16 protein-coding genes, 1 tRNA gene and 1 pseudogene are annotated in these 17,221 nt (G+C 62.8%); 8 read left to right on the top strand and 10 right to left on the bottom strand.

What is annotated here, in order from left to right; translation table 11 throughout:
* The coding region (locus ACILRA_RS02300) for a transposase (RefSeq protein WP_395660474.1) at positions 1 to 243 on the bottom strand (243 nt) is incomplete at its 3' end.
* A 275-nt stretch (positions 244 to 518) separates the two neighbouring features.
* Here ACILRA_RS02300 and ACILRA_RS02295 point away from each other — a divergent pair.
* A complete protein-coding gene (locus ACILRA_RS02295) occupies positions 519 to 1,112 on the top strand; it encodes a hypothetical protein (RefSeq protein WP_395660473.1) in 594 nt (197 codons plus the stop codon).
* Between the two features lie 727 nt (positions 1,113 to 1,839).
* Positions 1,840 to 2,745 (top strand): tyrosine-type recombinase/integrase, encoded by a 906-nt coding sequence (locus tag ACILRA_RS02290; protein ID WP_395660472.1) that lies wholly within the window; start codon positions 1,840 to 1,842, stop codon positions 2,743 to 2,745.
* A 58-nt stretch (positions 2,746 to 2,803) separates the two neighbouring features.
* Here ACILRA_RS02290 and ACILRA_RS02285 read toward each other — a convergent pair.
* From ACILRA_RS02285 to ACILRA_RS02275, 3 genes are all read right to left on the bottom strand, one after another.
* Positions 2,804 to 2,877, bottom strand: a tRNA-Gln gene (locus tag ACILRA_RS02285).
* A 167-nt stretch (positions 2,878 to 3,044) separates the two neighbouring features.
* On the bottom strand, positions 3,045 to 4,958 hold the full coding sequence (locus ACILRA_RS02280) for an ATP-binding protein (protein ID WP_395660471.1): 1,914 nt from the start codon (positions 4,956 to 4,958) through the stop codon (positions 3,045 to 3,047).
* A gap of 5 nt (positions 4,959 to 4,963) precedes the next feature.
* A complete protein-coding gene (locus tag ACILRA_RS02275) occupies positions 4,964 to 5,815 on the bottom strand; it encodes a sensor histidine kinase (protein WP_395660470.1) in 852 nt (283 codons plus the stop codon).
* Between the two features lie 222 nt (positions 5,816 to 6,037).
* On the opposite strand from ACILRA_RS02275, the gene ACILRA_RS02270 reads away from it, so the two are divergent.
* The 3 genes from ACILRA_RS02270 (at position 6,038) to ACILRA_RS02260 (ending at position 8,681) form a co-directional block, all read left to right on the top strand.
* Positions 6,038 to 7,090, top strand: a complete 1,053-nt coding sequence (locus ACILRA_RS02270) for a Ppx/GppA phosphatase family protein (RefSeq protein ID WP_395660469.1) — start codon at positions 6,038 to 6,040, stop codon at positions 7,088 to 7,090.
* Positions 7,087 to 7,782, top strand: coding sequence for an RlmE family RNA methyltransferase (locus tag ACILRA_RS02265; protein WP_395660468.1), 696 nt, complete (start codon positions 7,087 to 7,089; stop codon positions 7,780 to 7,782). Before ACILRA_RS02270 ends, ACILRA_RS02265 begins: the two co-directional genes overlap by 4 nt.
* A gap of 80 nt (positions 7,783 to 7,862) precedes the next feature.
* On the top strand, positions 7,863 to 8,681 hold the full coding sequence (locus ACILRA_RS02260; RefSeq protein ID WP_395660467.1) for a hypothetical protein: 819 nt from the start codon (positions 7,863 to 7,865) through the stop codon (positions 8,679 to 8,681).
* A gap of 36 nt (positions 8,682 to 8,717) precedes the next feature.
* Here the strand turns inward: ACILRA_RS02260 and ACILRA_RS02255 are convergent.
* The 5 genes and pseudogenes from ACILRA_RS02255 to ACILRA_RS02235 all read right to left on the bottom strand — a co-directional run.
* Positions 8,718 to 9,473, bottom strand: a pseudogene (locus tag ACILRA_RS02255) (sulfate/molybdate ABC transporter ATP-binding protein); the annotation flags it as partial.
* Positions 9,474 to 9,492: 19 nt separating this feature from the next.
* Entirely contained in the window at positions 9,493 to 10,371 is an 879-nt protein-coding gene (cysW, locus tag ACILRA_RS02250; RefSeq protein WP_395660466.1) for a sulfate ABC transporter permease subunit CysW, read from the bottom strand.
* On the bottom strand, positions 10,358 to 11,200 hold the full coding sequence (gene cysT, locus ACILRA_RS02245) for a sulfate ABC transporter permease subunit CysT (RefSeq protein WP_395660465.1): 843 nt from the start codon (positions 11,198 to 11,200) through the stop codon (positions 10,358 to 10,360). Before cysT ends, cysW begins: the two co-directional genes overlap by 14 nt.
* Before the next feature lie 2 nt (positions 11,201 to 11,202).
* Positions 11,203 to 12,228, bottom strand: a complete 1,026-nt coding sequence (locus tag ACILRA_RS02240) for a sulfate ABC transporter substrate-binding protein (protein WP_395660464.1) — start codon at positions 12,226 to 12,228, stop codon at positions 11,203 to 11,205.
* A 224-nt stretch (positions 12,229 to 12,452) separates the two neighbouring features.
* Positions 12,453 to 12,944, bottom strand: a complete 492-nt coding sequence (locus ACILRA_RS02235; protein ID WP_395660463.1) for an RrF2 family transcriptional regulator — start codon at positions 12,942 to 12,944, stop codon at positions 12,453 to 12,455.
* Between the two features lie 103 nt (positions 12,945 to 13,047).
* Between ACILRA_RS02235 and guaB the strand changes: the two genes are divergently transcribed.
* The 3 genes from guaB to ACILRA_RS02220 are packed head-to-tail and all read left to right on the top strand — an operon-like array spanning position 13,048 to position 16,240.
* The gene (gene guaB / locus ACILRA_RS02230) at positions 13,048 to 14,514 is read left to right on the top strand and encodes an IMP dehydrogenase (protein ID WP_395660462.1); all 1,467 of its coding nucleotides are present in this window, start codon (positions 13,048 to 13,050) and stop codon (positions 14,512 to 14,514) included.
* A gap of 6 nt (positions 14,515 to 14,520) precedes the next feature.
* Positions 14,521 to 14,946 carry an MAPEG family protein gene (locus ACILRA_RS02225; protein ID WP_395660461.1) on the top strand — a complete coding sequence of 142 codons (426 nt, stop codon included), beginning with the start codon at positions 14,521 to 14,523 and terminating at the stop codon, positions 14,944 to 14,946.
* Positions 14,947 to 14,950: 4 nt separating this feature from the next.
* Positions 14,951 to 16,240 carry an RsmB/NOP family class I SAM-dependent RNA methyltransferase gene (locus ACILRA_RS02220; protein WP_395660460.1) on the top strand — a complete coding sequence of 430 codons (1,290 nt, stop codon included), beginning with the start codon at positions 14,951 to 14,953 and terminating at the stop codon, positions 16,238 to 16,240.
* Between the two features lie 507 nt (positions 16,241 to 16,747).
* Here ACILRA_RS02220 and mntR read toward each other — a convergent pair.
* Positions 16,748 to 17,188, bottom strand: coding sequence for a manganese-binding transcriptional regulator MntR (gene mntR, locus ACILRA_RS02215; protein ID WP_395660459.1), 441 nt, complete (start codon positions 17,186 to 17,188; stop codon positions 16,748 to 16,750).
* Between the last annotated feature and the right edge of the window lie 33 nt (positions 17,189 to 17,221).

Raw genomic sequence — 17,221 nt, 5'->3', positions numbered from 1 at the left:
CGCAGCAACCCCGCCACCCAGCGCCAGCCGCCCATCCTTCAGCCGCCGCCGCCAGTCATACACTTGCGAACGGGTCGCCCCATACCGCCTCGCGACCTCAGAGACAGACACCCCAGGCCGGAAGCTCTCCGCCGCGATCCGGGACCGTTCCGCCTCGCTCCGCTGCTTGCGTCCGGTCGGCCCATCCAGAACCTCGAGACGCGAGACCCGCCCAGTCGATGAGACGTCCAATTGGGCGTCCATTTTGCCGTCCAATGCCATGATCAGAAACCCAATCCAAAATTGGATCCGCTTCTCTCATGCCGAGCACGGCCGCGCTAGAATGGGGTCGGCGTTGCGCTTACGGAGTTCTCTCGGTTTCAAGCGGTCCAGCTACAGCGACTGAACATGAGACATTTCCTGTCGCCTTGCTGGCAGATCAGAAAGAGCTTTGGAGGCTTGTGATGAGTAGGCATTACGGAGCCTATGACAAAACTCACAAGTGTTGGACCCGTCGTGCATCTGACAAAGAGTTTTGCATGCGACCTGCCGAACTTGAAATCAAGACCTCTGGAAGCAAACTCCAATTATTTTTCAGCGCAACGGCTTCAGGGGAAGACTGCCACGCTTGTCCGGGCCGCATCGGTCTTATTCTTTACAAACAGAAGGGTGAAAGCTTTGTGTTCGAAGGAGATAACGGAGAGGGCGTTGAGATGGGCTCTTGGGGGATCGCTCCAACACCCGATAATGTTTCGGTAATGGCAATTAATGAAAAGGGCGAATTTGCATGGAGGGTTGATGAGAGTTACGGCAATCACGGGAAAATAGAATCTACGAGTGTTATCTTCGCCTCGATTTCTGGCTCCGTAGATAAGATAGGGAAAATACAAATTGGGTCCTCGAACTCAGGTGCATGTGGGCCCGAAGTCGCTGAGAAATGTACGGAGTTGAATGGCTTGCTAGCGTTGGACCCAGAAGGCGCAGAGTCCGAATACCAGAGCCTAATCCTCCATATTTTTGGTTCGATGAAGGAGCAACCATTTTATCAGCGCGTGAGATATTCATTTGACGTTAAGAAACAGGATTACTCGACCATAGATTATTTGCCTGAAGAGTTTTTAGCAGTGCCTTGAAGTTGAAAAGAAGCGGTGTCGTCAGTTCGACCACTAAGGTCGGCGATAGCAGGATTTTGGGAGTAGCCGAGCCAGTTCTGCTGTTACCAATCAGGGTATCCAGAGAAACCCTATAACGAGCAGCGATTCAGTGGACGCGAGAGTTTCTGAATTTCTGGAGCATGCCCGGTGGTATGGCAAGGGGGCTATTTACCGGCGGGTCCCTCGCTCCCATTGGAATACCATTGGGCGAAAGCAACACTCTCACTTGGTCATTGTTTAAGCAGTCTCATAAGAAAAAATCCGATCTGCAGTGCAGCGGGCGTATAGCGTTAATCGCTTGTTATTAACTAGAGACTTGTGCTGCGATCCTTGGCGTGAGATTCTTGCATTATGAGGTCCAATTCAAATGCAAGAGTATTTCATCCAGTTCTACCGCCGCCGATACGGCGCTCTGTTTTCCGACAGGTCGATGTGACCCGAGCTATAAAAGGAGCAAAAGCAGCAGGTGTTGAACCGGGGCAGGTTGAGATTCGACCTGACGGAACAATTGTGGTTGTTCCCCGCGTAACCCACGAAAGCGTCGTCAACAATGATCTGTTGCAATGGGAGAGGAAATATCGTGCGGTTAAGGCTTAGGGGAATTAATCGTGTCACGAAGAAGTTGTCTGATGGAAGGCTACGCACATACCATTATGCGTGGAAGGGAGGCCCGCAGCTTCCCGGTAGTCCGGGTTCTCCTGAGTTCATGGCTGCCTATCAGTCAGCGATATCACAAAAGATCGTGGAGCCTTCTGGCGTGCTGAGGTCGGTAATCGGGAAGTTTGAGAGCAGTGCAGAGTTTGCTCAACTCGCTCCACGCACCCGAGCAGATTATCTGAAGCATCTTGATGTGATTGAGCGAGAATTTGGTTCGTTTCCTATTTCAGGTCTTGGGAATAAGCGGGCGCGTGTAATTTTCTCGGAGTGGAAGGATGCTTTGGCAAAGCGATCACTTCGGCAGGCGGATTACGCTTGGACAGTCTTTGCTCGTTGTCTCTCGTGGGCTCTGAAGCGGGGTCTTGTTGATGCAAACCCACTTGAAAGAGGTGGTCGTCTGTATCGCAATACACGTGCCGAATGTGTTTGGTCAGACGATGAGGAGCGCCGATTCCTCGAAGTTGCATCTCCTCAGTTGGCGTTGGGATACTTGTTGGCTGTGTGGACTGGACAGCGGCAGGGCGATCTCTTGCGTTTGCCTTGGTCTGCGTATGATGGGCAAAGAATACGCCTGCAACAGAGGAAGACTGGTGTTCGCGTGGTAATTCCCGTTTCTGCTCCCCTCAGAGCCGTCTTGGATGAGACGAAGCGGTGCACTCCCGTGATGTTGACACAACAGGATGAAAAGCCTTGGACCGAGAATGGCTTCAGGTCTTCCTTTCGGAAAACTTTGAAGCGGGCGGGCATATCGGGGCGTACCTTCAATGATCTACGCGGAACTGCTGTGACGCGTTTGGCTTTCGCTGGCGCTACTGAAGCCGAGACAGCGACACTCACGGGCCATAGCCTTCGAGATGTACGTTCAATCCTCGATGCGAACTATCTGCAGCGTGATCCCAAACTTGCGGAGGCCGCTATCTCGAAGCTCGAAAAGAGAACAAAAACTCCCAACTGATGGTCCAACTGGGGTGAAGTAGTCGCCGCCGATATTGGAAATATCGTGTAAAATCAAGTGGCTGGGGGACTAGGATTCGAACCTAGACTAGCGGAGTCAGAGTCCGCGGTCCTACCGTTAGACGATCCCCCAACGGCTGTTTCGTGCGCGGTTGATAGCGGCAGAGGGGGGGATGCGCAAGAGGATTATCCCCCGTGTGGGGTATGCGTGGCCAGCGTGCGAGAGGCGCGCCCGGTTCGGGTCTCGCGCAAGATCAGTCTCTTGAGCATGATCTTGCCGCAAAATGGTCCGCACTTTTTCTAGCTGCGGAACTGGCGGATCAGGCTTTCGAGGCTCTGCTGCTGCTCGGCGGGGGGCTTGCCGGCGAGGGTTGCGGCAGGGGTTGCGCGGGGCTGGGTTGCCTGCGGGGTGGGTGCGAAGATCGTGCTGCCCCGGCGCAGCGAGGCGAAGCCCTGGGCCACGGGCTGTGGCGGTGGCTCGGCGGCGAGGGGGAGGGGGCCGCCTTGCTGCGGCATATCGGAGGCCTGCTGGTCGGGTGTGAAGCTCTGGGCGCGCCAGCGCATGACGATCTCGTTGAGGAAGCCATCGGCGGGGATCTCGCGTGCCCAGCTCTTCGTCACCGAGGCGGTGTTGCTCTTGGGCCATTCACCGGCGGGCAGGATGTCGAACTTGATGCGGGTGGGAATGGCCACGCCCTCGCCGAAGGTGATTGCCTCGCCGGTTCCCATGGTGGGCATGAACTCGAGCAGGCTTCCCGCGGCATCGGAGATTCCGGCGCGCAGGATCTGCTGGTCGCGCTCATTGGCAAGGCGCATGGCGAAGATTGTGTTGCACTGTGAGAGGATGGTGGCGTCGAGTTCCGCCGGGCGCTGCGACACGATGCAAAGCGAGATGCCATATTTGCGGCCCTCCTTGGCGATGCGCGAGATGGCGCGCTTGGTCGGCTCGAAGCCAAGCGTCTTGTCGACCGGAACGTAGCGGTGGGCTTCCTCGCAGACGAAGGTCAAGGGTATCTGGCCGGCGTTCCAGACGCCGAAGTCGAAGGCAAGCCGCGCCAGCACCGACACCACGACGTTGATGATCTCGGAGGGAAGCCCGCCCAGCTCCAGGATGGCGATCGGCTTGCCGTTGACCGGGATGCGGAACAGCCGCGAGAGCACCTGGGACATGGTGTCCTGGATGGTGAGCGAGCCGAACATGAAGGCATAGCGCTGGTCGCGGCTGATCGATTCGAGCCTTGCCTTCAGCCGCTTGTAGGGGGCGAGCTCGCCGCGCAGGTCCAGCTTGCCGATATGCTCCTCGAGGATGCCGATGAGGTCGGAGGTGCGGTAGGGCACGGGCGTGTCGACGCCCAGCGCGCCGGGCTCCACCGGATCCCGGTGGCGCTGCAGCGGGCTTCGGTCGCGCCGCTGGTTGTTCATGTAGCGCGCCTTGGCGATGGGGATCAGCTCGCGCAGCACCTCGATGTCGGTCTCGCGGTTGGGTTGCTGGCCGATGAGGATCTCGACGATTTCCTCGAAGTTGAGCAGCCAGAACGGCAGGTGCATGTTGGACGGGCTGATCACCTCGGCCAGTTCGCCGAAGGCGTGGGCATATTCGCGGTGCACGTCGAGCAGCAGCACGTGCGCTTGCGGGTTCTTCTCCAGAATGCGCCGCAGGATCAGTGCGACGGTGCAGGACTTGCCGGTGCCGGTGGAGCCCAGGATGGCGAAGTGCTTGCCCAGCATCTCGTCGATCTTGACCATCGCGGGGATGGCGGGCTCCTGCGCGATGTGGCCGACGCGAATGGCCGATTCGGTGTCGCAGGCATAGGCCTTGCCCAGTTCCTCCGTCGAGGCCCGGTACAGGATGTCGCCGAGCGAAGGATAGCAGGAGACGCCGCGCCGGAAGGACATGGGAGATCCGTCCGCGTCCTTCGTCAGCTCGCCGAAGAATTCCACCTCGATGATGCGCAACTCCTGCTCATCGCCCGCATGCGACGGCATGGGAGAGGACAGGGCGGAGACCATGCAGAGCGAGACCGAGCGTGGCGTATCCACCCTGAGGAGCGCGCCGATCTCCGGCGTGCGCTTGGGCTGCAGGCCATCATCGCCGTCGATCAGGATCACGGCATGCGCGCCGGTGACCGCGACAATGCGGCCGACACGGTCCTGCGGTTGAAGCATGGCGCGCGCGGGATAGTCGATCGTGGTGTGGGAGAGGTTCATCATCATGGGTCTCAATGCATGTTGTTGCCGCCTACCGTGCCGTGCACGGTGGGCAGGTTGATGGTGACGCGCGTGCCGCGGCCCTTTTCGGACTCGATCCTGAGTTCGCCGCCGTGCATGCGGGTCAGCGCATAGGCGATCGGCAGCCCGAGCCCTGTGCCTTCGTGGCGCTTGTTGAAGCCGGTGTCGATCTGGCCGAAGGGCCTGAGCGCGGTGTCGATCTCGCTGGGCGACATGCCGATGCCGGTGTCGGTCACGGTGATGGCGGCACGGTCATCCTCGAGGACCAGCGCCTCGACACTGACGCGCCCTTTCTCCGGCGTGAACTTGACGGCATTGCCGAGGAGGTTGATGAGGATCTGCTTCAGGCGCAGCCCGTCGCCAAGCAGCAGGGGAAAGTTCCGGTTCACCTGGCAGCTGACGGCAATGTACTTCTCGCGTGCCTTTGCCTCGACGATCAGCAGGCAGGAGGAGAGGATGGGCTGCAGTTCGACCGGTTCCTTTTCCACCGACAGCTTTCCGGCCTGGATCTTCGATACGTCGAGGATCGAGTTGATGAGTTCGAGCAGGTGCTCTGCTGCCTGCTTGATGTATCCGGTATACTGGTGCGACTTCTCGGCGTCGGTGATGGTCCGGGTGTGAAGCATGTCGGAGAAGCCGATGATGGCGTTGAGCGGCGTCCGCAACTCATGGCTCATGTTGGCGATGAACTCGGACTTGGCCTTGGATGCGAGCTCCGCATCCACCTTGGCGGCATGCAGTGCAACCGCCTGCTTCCTCTGGGTGAGTGCGAGGCCCAGATGGTCCGCGTATTCGCCGATGAGCGAGCCTTCCTTGAACCATTTCGGACCGAATGTACGCATGAACAAACCCCTGAAGGCGGATTTCTATGGGGGCACGCGTCAATGCCGGGTTAACCCGGTGGCGGGCCGCGGCATCCATATTTTCTTTGAGGCGGCCCGCGAACCTGTTACATTGTTCACAACGCAATGATTGCAGGAACATCCTTTGCCGCTCCGGTTTTCCGTCGAGCGCGGGGCATGTTCCCGAAAGGTTTGGACGTGGATGCGACCATGAGGCCGGGCATGAACCGGTCACGGCGCAAACCGGCCGGTGATGGGCATTCCGCCCAGCGCAGGTCCGTCTCGCGCGAGCAGCCGCCGGGTGGGCTATATGGCGCGCTCGATCTCGGCACGAACAATTGCCGGCTGCTGATCGCCACGCCGTCGCAAAATGGTTTCTCGGTGGTTGACGCGTTCTCCCGCATCGTGCGGCTGGGCGAGAAGCTCGCCCAGACCGGCCGTCTCAGCGACGAGGCGATGGCGCGCACCATCGAGGCGCTCAGGGTCTGCGCCAACAAGCTGCGCTGGCGCAATGTTGAAAAGGTGCGGCTGGTTGCCACCGAGGCCTGCCGCATGGCCGGGAACGGACCAGACTTCATCGCCCGCGTGCGGGAGGAGACCGGCCTCCAGCTTGAAATCATCGACCGCGAGACAGAGGCCGGGCTTGCCGCCGTGGGCGCAGAACCGCTGGTTGACCGCGAGGCCGAGACGGCACTGGTGTTCGACATCGGCGGCGGCTCCACGGAAGTCCTCTGGATGCGGCGGAACGGGCAGCGCTTCGATACCGTGGCGTGGACCTCGCTCGCCGCCGGGGTCGTCACGATTTCGGAGCAGTTCGGCGGCGGCGTGGATGTCACACCGCAGTCCTTCGCAGCGATGCGTGATTATCTTCGCCCCATGCTCAGCGAGTTCGCGGGCCGGGTGACGGCGGCGAACGGCGGGCGGGCGCCCGTGCCATCCCATCTCCTCGGCACATCCGGAACGGTGACGACGATTGCCGGCGTGCAACTGGGCCTCCAGCGCTACGACCGTTCGCGCGTTGACGGCTGCTGGCTGAACAGCGCCGATATCGGCGCCGTCACCCAGCGCCTGCTCAGCGCCAGCTATGAGCAGCGTGCCGCCAATCCCTGCATCGGGCGCGAGCGCGCCGACCTCGTGCTGGCGGGCTGCGCCATCCTGGAGGAGATCCGCCTCGCCTTCCCGGCGGAGCGCATCCGCGTGGCGGACAGGGGCCTGCGCGAGGGCATCCTCACCCTGCTGATGAAGCAGGATGGTACCTATGGGAGGGTCCGGTGAGCCGCCCGGGCAGTGGCAAGAAGCCGGGCGTGCGCCTCAAGGTGCGCGTCAAGACCGGCAAGGGCCGCACGGTCTCGCAGAAAAACTGGCTCGAACGCCAGCTGAACGATCCTTACGTGCAGGAGGCCCGCAAGCAGGGCTTCCGCTCGCGCGCCGCCTTCAAGCTGACCGAGATCGATGACAAGTACCGTTTCCTCAAGCCCGGCGGGCGCATTGTTGACTTGGGGGCCGCACCTGGCGGCTGGAGCCAGGTGGCGGTGAAGCGCGTCAAGGCGGAAGAGGGCAGGGGCCGCGTCATCGCCATCGACATGCATGGCATGGATCCCATCCCCTCTGTCACCATTTTCAAGAAGGACTTCCTTGAGGAGGACGCCCCCGCCTTGCTGATCGAGGCGCTGGGCGGCGAGAAGGCCGATTGCGTGCTCTCCGACATGGCCGCCCATGCCACCGGCCACCGCCAGACCGACCACATCCAGATCATGACCCTCGCGGAAGCCGGCTATGACTTCGCCAGGCAGGTGCTGAAGCCCGGCGGCACCTACCTCGCCAAGGTGCTGCGCGGCGGCACGGAAGGCGAGATGCTGAAGATGATGAAGAAGGACTTCGCCACCGTCCGCCATGTGAAGCCGATGGCCAGCCGGGATGATTCCGCCGAACTCTTCGTCCTGGCGACGGGCTTTCGCGGCAACTGACGGGCAGGCCTTGCCGAAAAAGTGGTTTCAACCTTAGCGGATCATGCGCTACTCTTTCTGACCATCAACGGGGGCGTGGCATGACGGAGATCTGGCAGAAGACGGGACGGCAATGGCGCCTGGCGCTGTGCACGATGATGATAGCCGCCGCACTCGCTGCTGGCCCGTCCTGCACTCCCTCCTTCGCGTCAGCGCCGGCCTCGCTTGAAGACGTGCTGACTGCCATTGCCCCGCCCCCCTCCGCCGAGGCGCTGGTGCTGATCCCGGACAGGGGCCGTAAGCTTTTGGCGCTCCGAAGCTATGTGCGTTCTGGCGCGGCGCTGGCGCAGCGCTGGAGCTGGACGGATGCCGAGATCAAGGCCTTCGCGGGCTCGCCCGGGGAACAGGCGCTCCTGGCCGAGGTCAACGCGGTCAAGGCGCATTTCAACGATGCCAATCCGGGCCATGAGCTTTATGTCCATGGCACCACGCGCAGCCTCGACGAGCAGATCGCCAAATGGAATTCCAATGAATCCGTGGGGGCCGCGGCGGCCGAGATGGAGGCTGCCTTCACCGCCGCCTTCGGCGAGGCGGGTGCCGTGCCGGACCCCAAGAAGCTGGCCCAGTGGCTTCGCGGCTACCAGCCCTCGAAGCGCCCCAACCTCGCCGCGCCGGGCATGACGCTTCATGGCCGGGCCAGCGCCATCGACTTCCAGGTCATGAAGGACGGGCGCATTTATGCCGGCGCCAACGGCAAGCAGGTGGAAAGCATCTGGCGCGCCGAAGGCTGGGACCAGAAGCTGAAGGCCAGCATCACCGCAGCTGGACCTTCCTTCGTCGGCCCGCTCGCCAATCCGGACGAGCCCTGGCACTATGACTATCATCCCAAGGCGGATGCATCCTTGGCCACGGCCGACTGACCGGCAGGCAAGCTCCCGGTCTCATTCCGCTGCCGCCCCAAACCGCGGCACGGACGGCCGGTGTGCGATATCTTCGATGAATGAGGCGATGAAGGATGTCGCGGGGCGTTGCAGTATGTCTTCGGCGGTGCCCACCTGCTCGATCACGCCATTGTTGAGGATGGCGATGCGATCGGCGAGCTCGAAGGCCTCGTCCTGGTCATGCGTCACGAACAAGGTCGTATGGCCGATGCGCCGGTGCAGGTCCTTCAGCCATTTGCGGAGATCTTTCCGCACACGGGCATCGAGCGCGCCGAAGGGTTCGTCGAGCAGCAGCACGCGCGGCTCGATGGCGAGTGCGCGTGCCAGCGCCACGCGCTGGCGCTGGCCGCCCGAGAGCTGGGCGGGATAGCGCGTTTCAAGCCCTTCGAGCTGCACGAGGCTCAGGAGTTCGCTGACCTTCCGCCGGATTGCATCCGGGGAGGGACGCGACGCGCGGGGCCTGGCCCTGAGCCCGAAAGCGACGTTGTCGAAGACCCGCATGTGGCGGAACAGGGCATAGTGCTGGAACACGAAACCGATGCGCCGCTCGCGGAGCGGCAGGCCGTTGGCGTCGATGTCGCCAAAGAAGACATGGCCGCCATCAGCCTGCTCGAGCCCGGCGACGGCGCGCAGCAGCGTGGTCTTGCCGGAGCCCGACGGCCCCAGTAGGGCCACGAGTTCACCCGCCGCGACATCGAGCGATACGCCTTTGAGCGCTGGATAGCGGCCGAAATTCTTTTCGAGGTCTTGGACCCGCACGGCTACGGACATTTGTGTCACTCCCTGAGATTCAATGGCGCCGGCCAGCTGCGAGTTCGCCCGCGAAGCGCCACTCGAGCAGGCTCTTGGCGATCAGCGTGAGAAGGGCGAGGCCTGCGAGCAGCGAGGCGACCGCGAAGGCCGCCACGAAATTATATTCGTTGTAGAGGATCTCGACGTGGAGCGGCATGGTGTTCGTCAGCCTCCGGATGTGGCCCGAGACGACGGAGACCGCGCCGAACTCGCCCATGGCGCGCGCATTGCACAACAGCACACCATAGAGCAGGGCCCATTTCACGTTGGGCAGCGTGACACGAAAGAATGTGTACCAGCCGGATGCGCCCAGCGTGAGCGCGGCCTCCTCCTCCGCCGTCCCCTGCGCCTGCATCAGCGGGATCAGCTCGCGCGCCACGAAGGGAAACGTGACGAGCACGGTGGCAAGCACGATGCCCGGCACCGCGAAGATGATCTCGATGCCGTTCGCACTGAGCCACGGCCCCAGCCAGCCATGGGCGCCGAACAGCAGCACATAGACGAGGCCGGATATGACGGGCGAGATCGAGAACGGCAGGTCGATCATCGTCAGGAGCAGGTTCTTGCCCTTGAACTCGAACTTGGCGATGGCCCATGCGGCGGCAATCCCGATGATGGCGTTGAGCGGAACAGCAATTGCCGCCACCAGAAGCGTGAGGCGGATCGCAGCCTGGGTATCTGGTTCCGCGAAGCTCTCAAGGAAGACGCCGGCACCCTTGCGGAAGGCTTCGATGAACACCGTGACGAGCGGCAGGAAAAGGACAGCCACGAGGAAAAGCGCGGCGAGCACGATCAGCAACAGCCGGGTGAGCGCCGTCTCGCTTGTTGCGCGCTCCGGCGCATGGGCAAGTGGCAGGAAACGGTCAGACATGGCCATGTTTTTTCCGGCTCCAGGCTTGCAGGGCATTGATGATGAACAGCATGGCGAAAGAGATGGCGAGCATCAGGGTGGCAATCACGGCCGCCCCGCCATAGTCGAACTCCTCAAGCCTGATGACGATGAGAAGCGGTGCGATCTCCGAGAGCTGCGGGATGTTGCCCGCGATGAAGATCACCGAGCCGTATTCGCCAACCCCTCGCGCGAAGGCGAGCGCAAAGCCGGTGAGGAGTGCAGGGTAGACATGCGGCAGCACAACCTGGAACACGGTGCGGGCGCGTGATGCGCCAAGCAAGGCTGCCGCCTCCTCGATGTCCTGCTCCACGTCCTCCAGCACCGGCTGGATTGTGCGCACCACGAAGGGCAGCCCGATGAAGATCAGGGCGATGGTGATGCCGAGCGGCGTGTAGGCGATCTTGAAGCCCAGAGACTGCGCAATCGACCCGATGGGCCCGTTGGGCGCATAGATCGCAGCCATGGCGATTCCGGCGACGGCCGTGGGCAGCGCGAAAGGCAGGTCCACTGCGGCATCGACGATGCGGCGTCCGGGAAAGCGGTAGCGCACCAGGACCCATGCGATCAGCAGTCCGAACACGGCGTTGACGGTCGCCGCGAGCAGGGCGGTGCCGAAGGAGAGCCTGAGGGCTGCAAGCGTGCGCGGGTCTGTGGCGATCTCGAAGAATGCCTGCGGTCCGATGGAGGCCGCCCGCAGCACGAGCGCCGCGAGGGGCAACAGCACGATGAGGCTCAAGGCTGCCAGCGTGAGGCCGAGCGCCAGCCCAAAACCCGGGATGACGCTCGGCTGCCGCAGGGAGTACGGCGCACTCATGATCAGTTGGTCGGCTTGTAGATCTGGTCGAAGACGCCGCCATCAGCAAAGTGCGTCTTCTGCGCTTGTGACCAGCCGCCGAAGTCCTTGTCGATCGAAACGAGCTCGAGCTTGGGGAAACGGGCGATGTCGGCCGGATCGGCGGCGGACGGATCAACCGGGCGGAAGAAATGCCGCGCGGCAAGTTTCTGGCCCGTGGGCGCGTAGAGGAACTGGAGATAGGCCTGCGCGGCCTCGAGATTGGCCTTGGCCTTGGCGTTGCCCTCGATCACCGCAACCGGCGGCTCGGCCAGGATCGAGAGCGAGGGAACGACGATCTCGAAGTTGTCTGCTCCGAATTCCTTCTGAACGAGGTGCGCCTCGTTTTCCCAGCTGATGAACACGTCGCCGATGCCGCGCTGGGCGAAGGTGGTTGTGGAGCCGCGCGCGCCGGTATCGAGCACAGGCACATTGCGGTAGAGGTCACTGATCCAGGTCTTGACCTTGGCCTCGTCACCGCCCAGTGCCCTTTCGGCATAGGCCCAGGCGGCAAGGTAGTTCCAGCGGGCGCCGCCCGAAGTCTTCGGGTTCGGCGTGATCACCTGCACGCCCTCCTTCACGAGGTCTCCCCAGTCCTTGATGCCCTTCGGGTTGCCCTTCCTGACAATGAGCACGATGGTGGAGGTATAGGGGGCCGCGTTGTGTGGAAGCCTGGTGGCCCAGTCCTTGGGCAGCTTCTCGGTCTTGGCGGCGATCTGGTCGATGTCGCCGGCCAGCGCCAGTGTGACGACGTCGGCGTCGAGACCGTCGATTACGGCACGCGCCTGTTTGCCGGAGCCGCCGTGCGACTGGTTGATGGTGATCGCCTCGCCGGTCTTCGCCTTCCAGTCTGCGGCGAAGGCCTCGTTGAATTCTTTGTAGAACTCCCGGGTTGGATCGTAGCTGACGTTGAGAAGCGTCTTGTCGGCAAGCGCAAAGTTTGCAGATCCCGCCAGGACAACCGCGGCAGCGGCTCCGGCGATCAGATGGCGGCGAAGGGTGTTGATCATTGTCTCTCTCCTCACTTGAGTGTGTCCATATACTCTACGGAATTAGTAGTCAATCAAGAGAATAAAATGTCCACCTTTTAAATCCACCCCTCAGAATTTCTCACTTGTCATCAAACACCACCCCCAAAGCCGTCATCCCGGCGCAGGCCGGGATCCAGCTAAACTGCCGCTGCCAAAGCTGGATTCCGGCCTTCGCCGGAATGACGGAAGGGGGGAGGAAGACCTCAGCGCCCCGCGCCGAGCGGCTCCAGCACCACGGGTGAACCCGGCACTGTCTCGTCCGACTGCCGCATTACTTGCGCCAGCGACAGGCCTTCCAGCGTGTTCAGATAGTCCCCATAGGCGCTGGCGAAGGCGATTCTGAGCTCGCAGCAGGCCTCATCCCGGCAGTCCTCGCAGCGGCGGTAGGCGGTGCGGGACAGGCAGGGGAGCGGTGCGATCGGCCCATCGACCGAGCGCAGCATGGGGCCGATGAAGATCTTGTCTGCCGGCTTCAGCAGCTCATAGCCGCCATCCCGCCCGCGCCGGCTGGTGATGTAGCCCGCCGCCTTGAGGCTCAGCAGGATCTGCTCCAGGAACTTGCGCGGCAGCTTCTCCTGCTCGCACAGCCGCCGGATCTGCAGGCCTTCTCCGGGCTTGGCACGGGCCAGGGCCACCACCGCCTTGAAGGCATAACGCGCGCGCTGGGAAATCATGACGACAGAGATAGTCGTCAAACTGGGGTATTTGCAAGTGCGGGCCTTGCCCCGGCGGTCGCACGGGTGTTAAGGACAGCCGTCAATCTCCCCTTGAGTCGTCTTGTTTTTGAGAGGTTGGCACATGCCGCGCCAGATCCCCGAATATCTCACTTTCGACGACGTGCTGATGAAGCCCGGCGCATCTTCCGTTTTGCCCGCTCAGGTGCGGACGGCGACGCGGCTCACCAGGTCGCTGAAACTCTCGATCCCGATCATCGCCGCCGCCATGGACACGGTTACGGAGGCGCGCCTCGCCATCGCCATGGCCCAGGCGGGGGGATTGGGGATCATCCACAAGAACCTGGAGCCCGCCGAGCAGGCCGAGCACGTCCGCCAGGTGAAGCGCTTCGAATCAGGCATGGTTGTGAACCCCATCACCATCGCCCCTGACGCCACCCTGGGCGACGTCCTGAAGCTCAAGGAGCGCCATAAGATCTCCGGCATTCCTGTTGTCGACGCCGCGGGCAAGCTCGCTGGAATCATCACCAACCGCGATGTGCGCTTCGCAACTGACTTGCACATGAAGGTCGCGGACCTCATGACCAACGAGAACCTCGTGACCGTGAGGGCCGGGGTGGACCGTGATGAAGCCAAGCGCCTGCTCCACAAATACCGCATCGAGAAGCTGATCGTGGTGGACGACGACTACAAGTGCGTCGGCCTCATCACCGTCAACGACATGGAAAAGGCCGCCGATCATCCGCTGGCTGCCAAGGACGAGCGCGAGCGGCTGCTGGTGGGTGCCGCCACCGGCACCGGAAACGACGGCTTCGCCCGCGCCGAGATGCTCATCGATGCCGGCGTTGACCTCATCGTGGTCGATACCGCGCATGGCCACTCGGAGAATGTCATCAAGCAGGTGAGCCGCATCAAGACCATCTCCAACAAGGTGCAGATCATCGCCGGCAACGTCGCCACATCGGAAGCCGTGAAGGCGCTGATCGACGCGGGCGCGGATGCGGTGAAGATCGGCATCGGCCCCGGCTCCATCTGCACCACCAGGGTCGTCGCGGGCGTGGGCGTGCCGCAGCTCTCCGCCATCATGGACTGCGCGGAGGAGGGGGCGAAGCAGGACGTTCCCGTCATCGCCGATGGCGGCATCAAGCTCTCGGGCGATCTCGCCAAGGCACTGGCCGCAGGAGCAGAAGTCGCCATGATCGGCTCGCTGCTGGCGGGCACGGACGAAAGCCCGGGCGAGGTCTATCTCTACAACGGCCGCAGCTACAAGGCCTATCGCGGCATGGGCTCGGTGGGCGCCATGGCGCGGGGCTCCGCTGACCGTTACTTCCAGCAGGAGGTGAAGGACAATCTGAAGCTCGTGCCGGAAGGCATCGAAGGCCAGGTGCCTTACAAGGGCCCCGTTGGCGCGGTGCTGCACCAGCTCGTCGGCGGGCTTCGCGCCGCCATGGGCTATGTGGGTGCGGCGGACTTGGCCGAGCTTCGCGACAAGGCGCAGTTCATCCGCATCACCTCTGCCGGCATGCGCGAAAGCCATGTGCATGACGTGATGATCACGCGCGAGGCCCCCAACTATCAGCGGCAGGGCTGACGCGGCATGACAATTGTCCAGTGGCTGCTGCTGCCCGCCTTCATCCATGTCGCCTGGGTCTATGTCATCGCCGTGCGCATGGGTGCCGCGAAGCAGCGTGACGTGCGCGGAGGCCACGTGAAGATCAGCGATGTCTCGCTCGACAATTCGCGCTGGTCGGAGAACACCCGCAAGCTCAACAACAATTACAACAACCAGTTCGAGCTGCCGGTCTTTTTCTATGCCATTCTGCCGCTGCTGCTGATGATGGTGAAGGTGGACTGGCTGCAGGTGACGCTCGCCTGGGTCTTCGTCGCCAGCCGCATCCTGCACAGCATCCTGCACACCGGCGCCAACATCGTCATGCAGCGCGGCGGCGCCTTCATGATCGGCTTCGTTGCCATAGGCCTCATGTGGCTGTGGTTCGGCCTCCGCCTCTATGTGATCGGATAGGCTGATGCGCCTTGCAGGCCGCGCCGCCGCGGCAATCGACGTGCTGGCCGAGATCTTCGAGCGTCACCGCCCGGCGTCCGAGGCGCTGAAGGACTGGGGCAAGGCACATCGGTTCGCAGGCTCGACGGACCGCCACGCCGTCGGGACGCTGGTCTATGACGCGCTCCGCCACCGCAACTCGCTCAGCTTCCGCATGGGCCAGTCCACCCCGCGCGCGCTTGCCCTCGCCGCATTGCATGATGCCTGGGGACTGTCCGCCGATGCCATCGCGGCCTTGGCGGAAGAGCAGCACGGCCCCGGCGCATTGACGGCTGAGGAGCGCACCGCCCTCTCGCGCAGCCTGCCCGCCGATGTGCCCCTCCACATCGCTGGCGACGTGCCGGACTGGCTCGCCCCATCCTACGAGAAAGCCTTCGGCCCGCGCGCCGCGGAGGAGGGCGCAGCCTTGGCCCAGCGCGCGCCGGTCGATCTCCGCGTCAACACCCTCAAGGCCACGCGCGAGCAGGTGCTTGAAGCCCTCTCGCGCTTCGGGGCGGCGGCAGGCCCCTGGTCACCGCTCGCCGTGCGTATTCCCGCACCCGGCCCCGACACGCGCAACGCCAATGTCGAGGCCGAACCCGCTCATGGCCTCGGCTGGTTAGAGGTGCAGGACGCAGGCTCGCAGCTTGCCGCACTCCTCTCTGGCGTCACGCCCGGCATGAAGGTCGCCGACATCTGCGCCGGTGCCGGCGGCAAGACCTTGGCACTCGCCGCGATGATGAAGAACCAGGGCACCCTCATCGCCCACGACCTCGACCGCTTCCGCCTCCGCCCCATCTTCGAGCGGCTCACACGCGCTGGTGTCACCAACTGCGAGGTCATATCCGCCCAGGACAAGGGCAAGCTCCAGGCCGCCGGCCCCTTCGACTGCGTCGTCATCGACGCCCCATGTTCCGGCTCCGGCTCATGGCGCAGGAAGCCCGACGCCAAATGGCGCCTCACCCAGAAGCAGTTCGACCAGCGCCTGAAGGACCAGGCGCTGGTGCTTGAAACGGGATTTTATCTGGTAAAACCCGGCGGCACGCTCCTCTACATCACCTGTTCGGTGCTGCCTGAGGAGAACACGGAGCAGGTTGCCGCCTTCCACAAGCGCCACCCGGAGATGCAGATTGTTCCGTACAAGGAGCAATGGAAGCATACCATCGGCGGCGAGGCACCGGACTCCGCAGACGGCTCGAACGAAACGCTCGTCCTCACCCCGGCACGTCATGACACGGATGGGTTTTTCGTGGCGGTGATGCGGAAGACGGGTTAGGCCAGCGCGACTTGCCGGCAGCCCTCATCCGGCCTGTCGGCCACCTTCTCCCATCGCGACGGGAGAAGGGAACCCTCACCCCGATTCCCTTCTCCCGTTGCGCAGCAATGGGAGAAGGTGCCCGAAGGGCGGATGAGGGTTCTTCCCGCGCGGCGTGCCCTACACCATTTTCCACGCCGGAAACCCCCAACGCCAGCAGGAAAGTCTCCACGATCTTGTGTTTGCGTCACCCTAAGATGAAGATCATTCCGTATAAGGAGCAATGGTCCCGCACCATCGGCGGCGAGGCACCGGACTCCGCGGATGGGTTTTTCGTGGCGCTGATGCGGAAGGCGGGTTAGGCTAGAGCGACTCGCCGACAGCCCTCATCCGGCCTGTCGGCCACCTTCTCCCATCCTTCGGACGGGAGAAGGGGATAAGCATCTGACTGCTTCCCCTTCTCCCGTTGCGCAGCAATGGGAGAAGGTGCCCGAAGGGCGGATGAGGGCTCTTCCCGCTCGGCGTGCCCTACACCATCTTCCTTGCGAGAAACCGCGCCATCGCGCGCAGTGTCTCCTCGCTCACGTGGTGCTCGATGCCTTCCGAGTCGATCCGTGCTGTTTCTTCCGACACCCCAAGTGACAGCAGGAAAGTCTCCACGATCTTGTGCTTCCTCCGACCGTCCTCGGCCATCTTCCAGCCGTCGCCGGTGAGGAAGATGGACCGGTAGGGTTCCTGCGTCACCAGCCCTGCATCCTGCAGGCGTTTCAGCGTCTTCACCACGGTGGCATTGGCCACCCCCAGCCGCAGCGCCACGTCCGATCCGCGCGCCTCGCCCTTTTCATCGATCAAGTCGGCGATGAGTTCGACATAGTCCTGGGCCAGTTCCGATTGGTGGTCGGACCTGATCCGGCGGAAGGCCGCCGAGCGGATCCTTGCGGTACCTGGCTTTTTCGCTGCCCGTGGCACGGTGGAACTCCTTAGTCACCCATGCGAATTACC

This window comes from Aestuariivirga sp., from assembly GCF_044239095.1.
Taxonomy (GTDB): Bacteria; Pseudomonadota; Alphaproteobacteria; order Rhizobiales; family Aestuariivirgaceae; genus Aestuariivirga.
Note: the sequence above shows the minus strand (reverse complement) of the source record. Positions and strands in the feature narration are given on the sequence as shown.

Excerpts from the sequence above, each read along its gene's own strand:
- ACILRA_RS02295 (WP_395660473.1), top strand. The coding sequence starts at position 519 with ATGCGACCTGCCGAACTTGAAATCAAGACCTCTGGAAGCAAACTCCAA.
- ACILRA_RS02220 (WP_395660460.1), top strand. The coding sequence starts at position 14,951 with ATGCGCCTTGCAGGCCGCGCCGCCGCGGCAATCGACGTGCTGGCCGAG.
- ACILRA_RS02260 (WP_395660467.1), top strand. The coding sequence starts at position 7,863 with ATGACGGAGATCTGGCAGAAGACGGGACGGCAATGGCGCCTGGCGCTG.
- cysW (WP_395660466.1), bottom strand. The coding sequence starts at position 10,371 with ATGGCCATGTCTGACCGTTTCCTGCCACTTGCCCATGCGCCGGAGCGC.
- ACILRA_RS02240 (WP_395660464.1), bottom strand. The coding sequence starts at position 12,228 with ATGATCAACACCCTTCGCCGCCATCTGATCGCCGGAGCCGCTGCCGCG.
- ACILRA_RS02275 (WP_395660470.1), bottom strand. The coding sequence starts at position 5,815 with ATGCGTACATTCGGTCCGAAATGGTTCAAGGAAGGCTCGCTCATCGGC.
- guaB (WP_395660462.1), top strand. The coding sequence starts at position 13,048 with ATGCCGCGCCAGATCCCCGAATATCTCACTTTCGACGACGTGCTGATG.
- ACILRA_RS02270 (WP_395660469.1), top strand. The coding sequence starts at position 6,038 with ATGAACCGGTCACGGCGCAAACCGGCCGGTGATGGGCATTCCGCCCAG.
- ACILRA_RS02225 (WP_395660461.1), top strand. The coding sequence starts at position 14,521 with ATGACAATTGTCCAGTGGCTGCTGCTGCCCGCCTTCATCCATGTCGCC.
- ACILRA_RS02280 (WP_395660471.1), bottom strand. The coding sequence starts at position 4,958 with ATGATGATGAACCTCTCCCACACCACGATCGACTATCCCGCGCGCGCC.
- ACILRA_RS02290 (WP_395660472.1), top strand. The coding sequence starts at position 1,840 with ATGGCTGCCTATCAGTCAGCGATATCACAAAAGATCGTGGAGCCTTCT.
- cysT (WP_395660465.1), bottom strand. The coding sequence starts at position 11,200 with ATGAGTGCGCCGTACTCCCTGCGGCAGCCGAGCGTCATCCCGGGTTTT.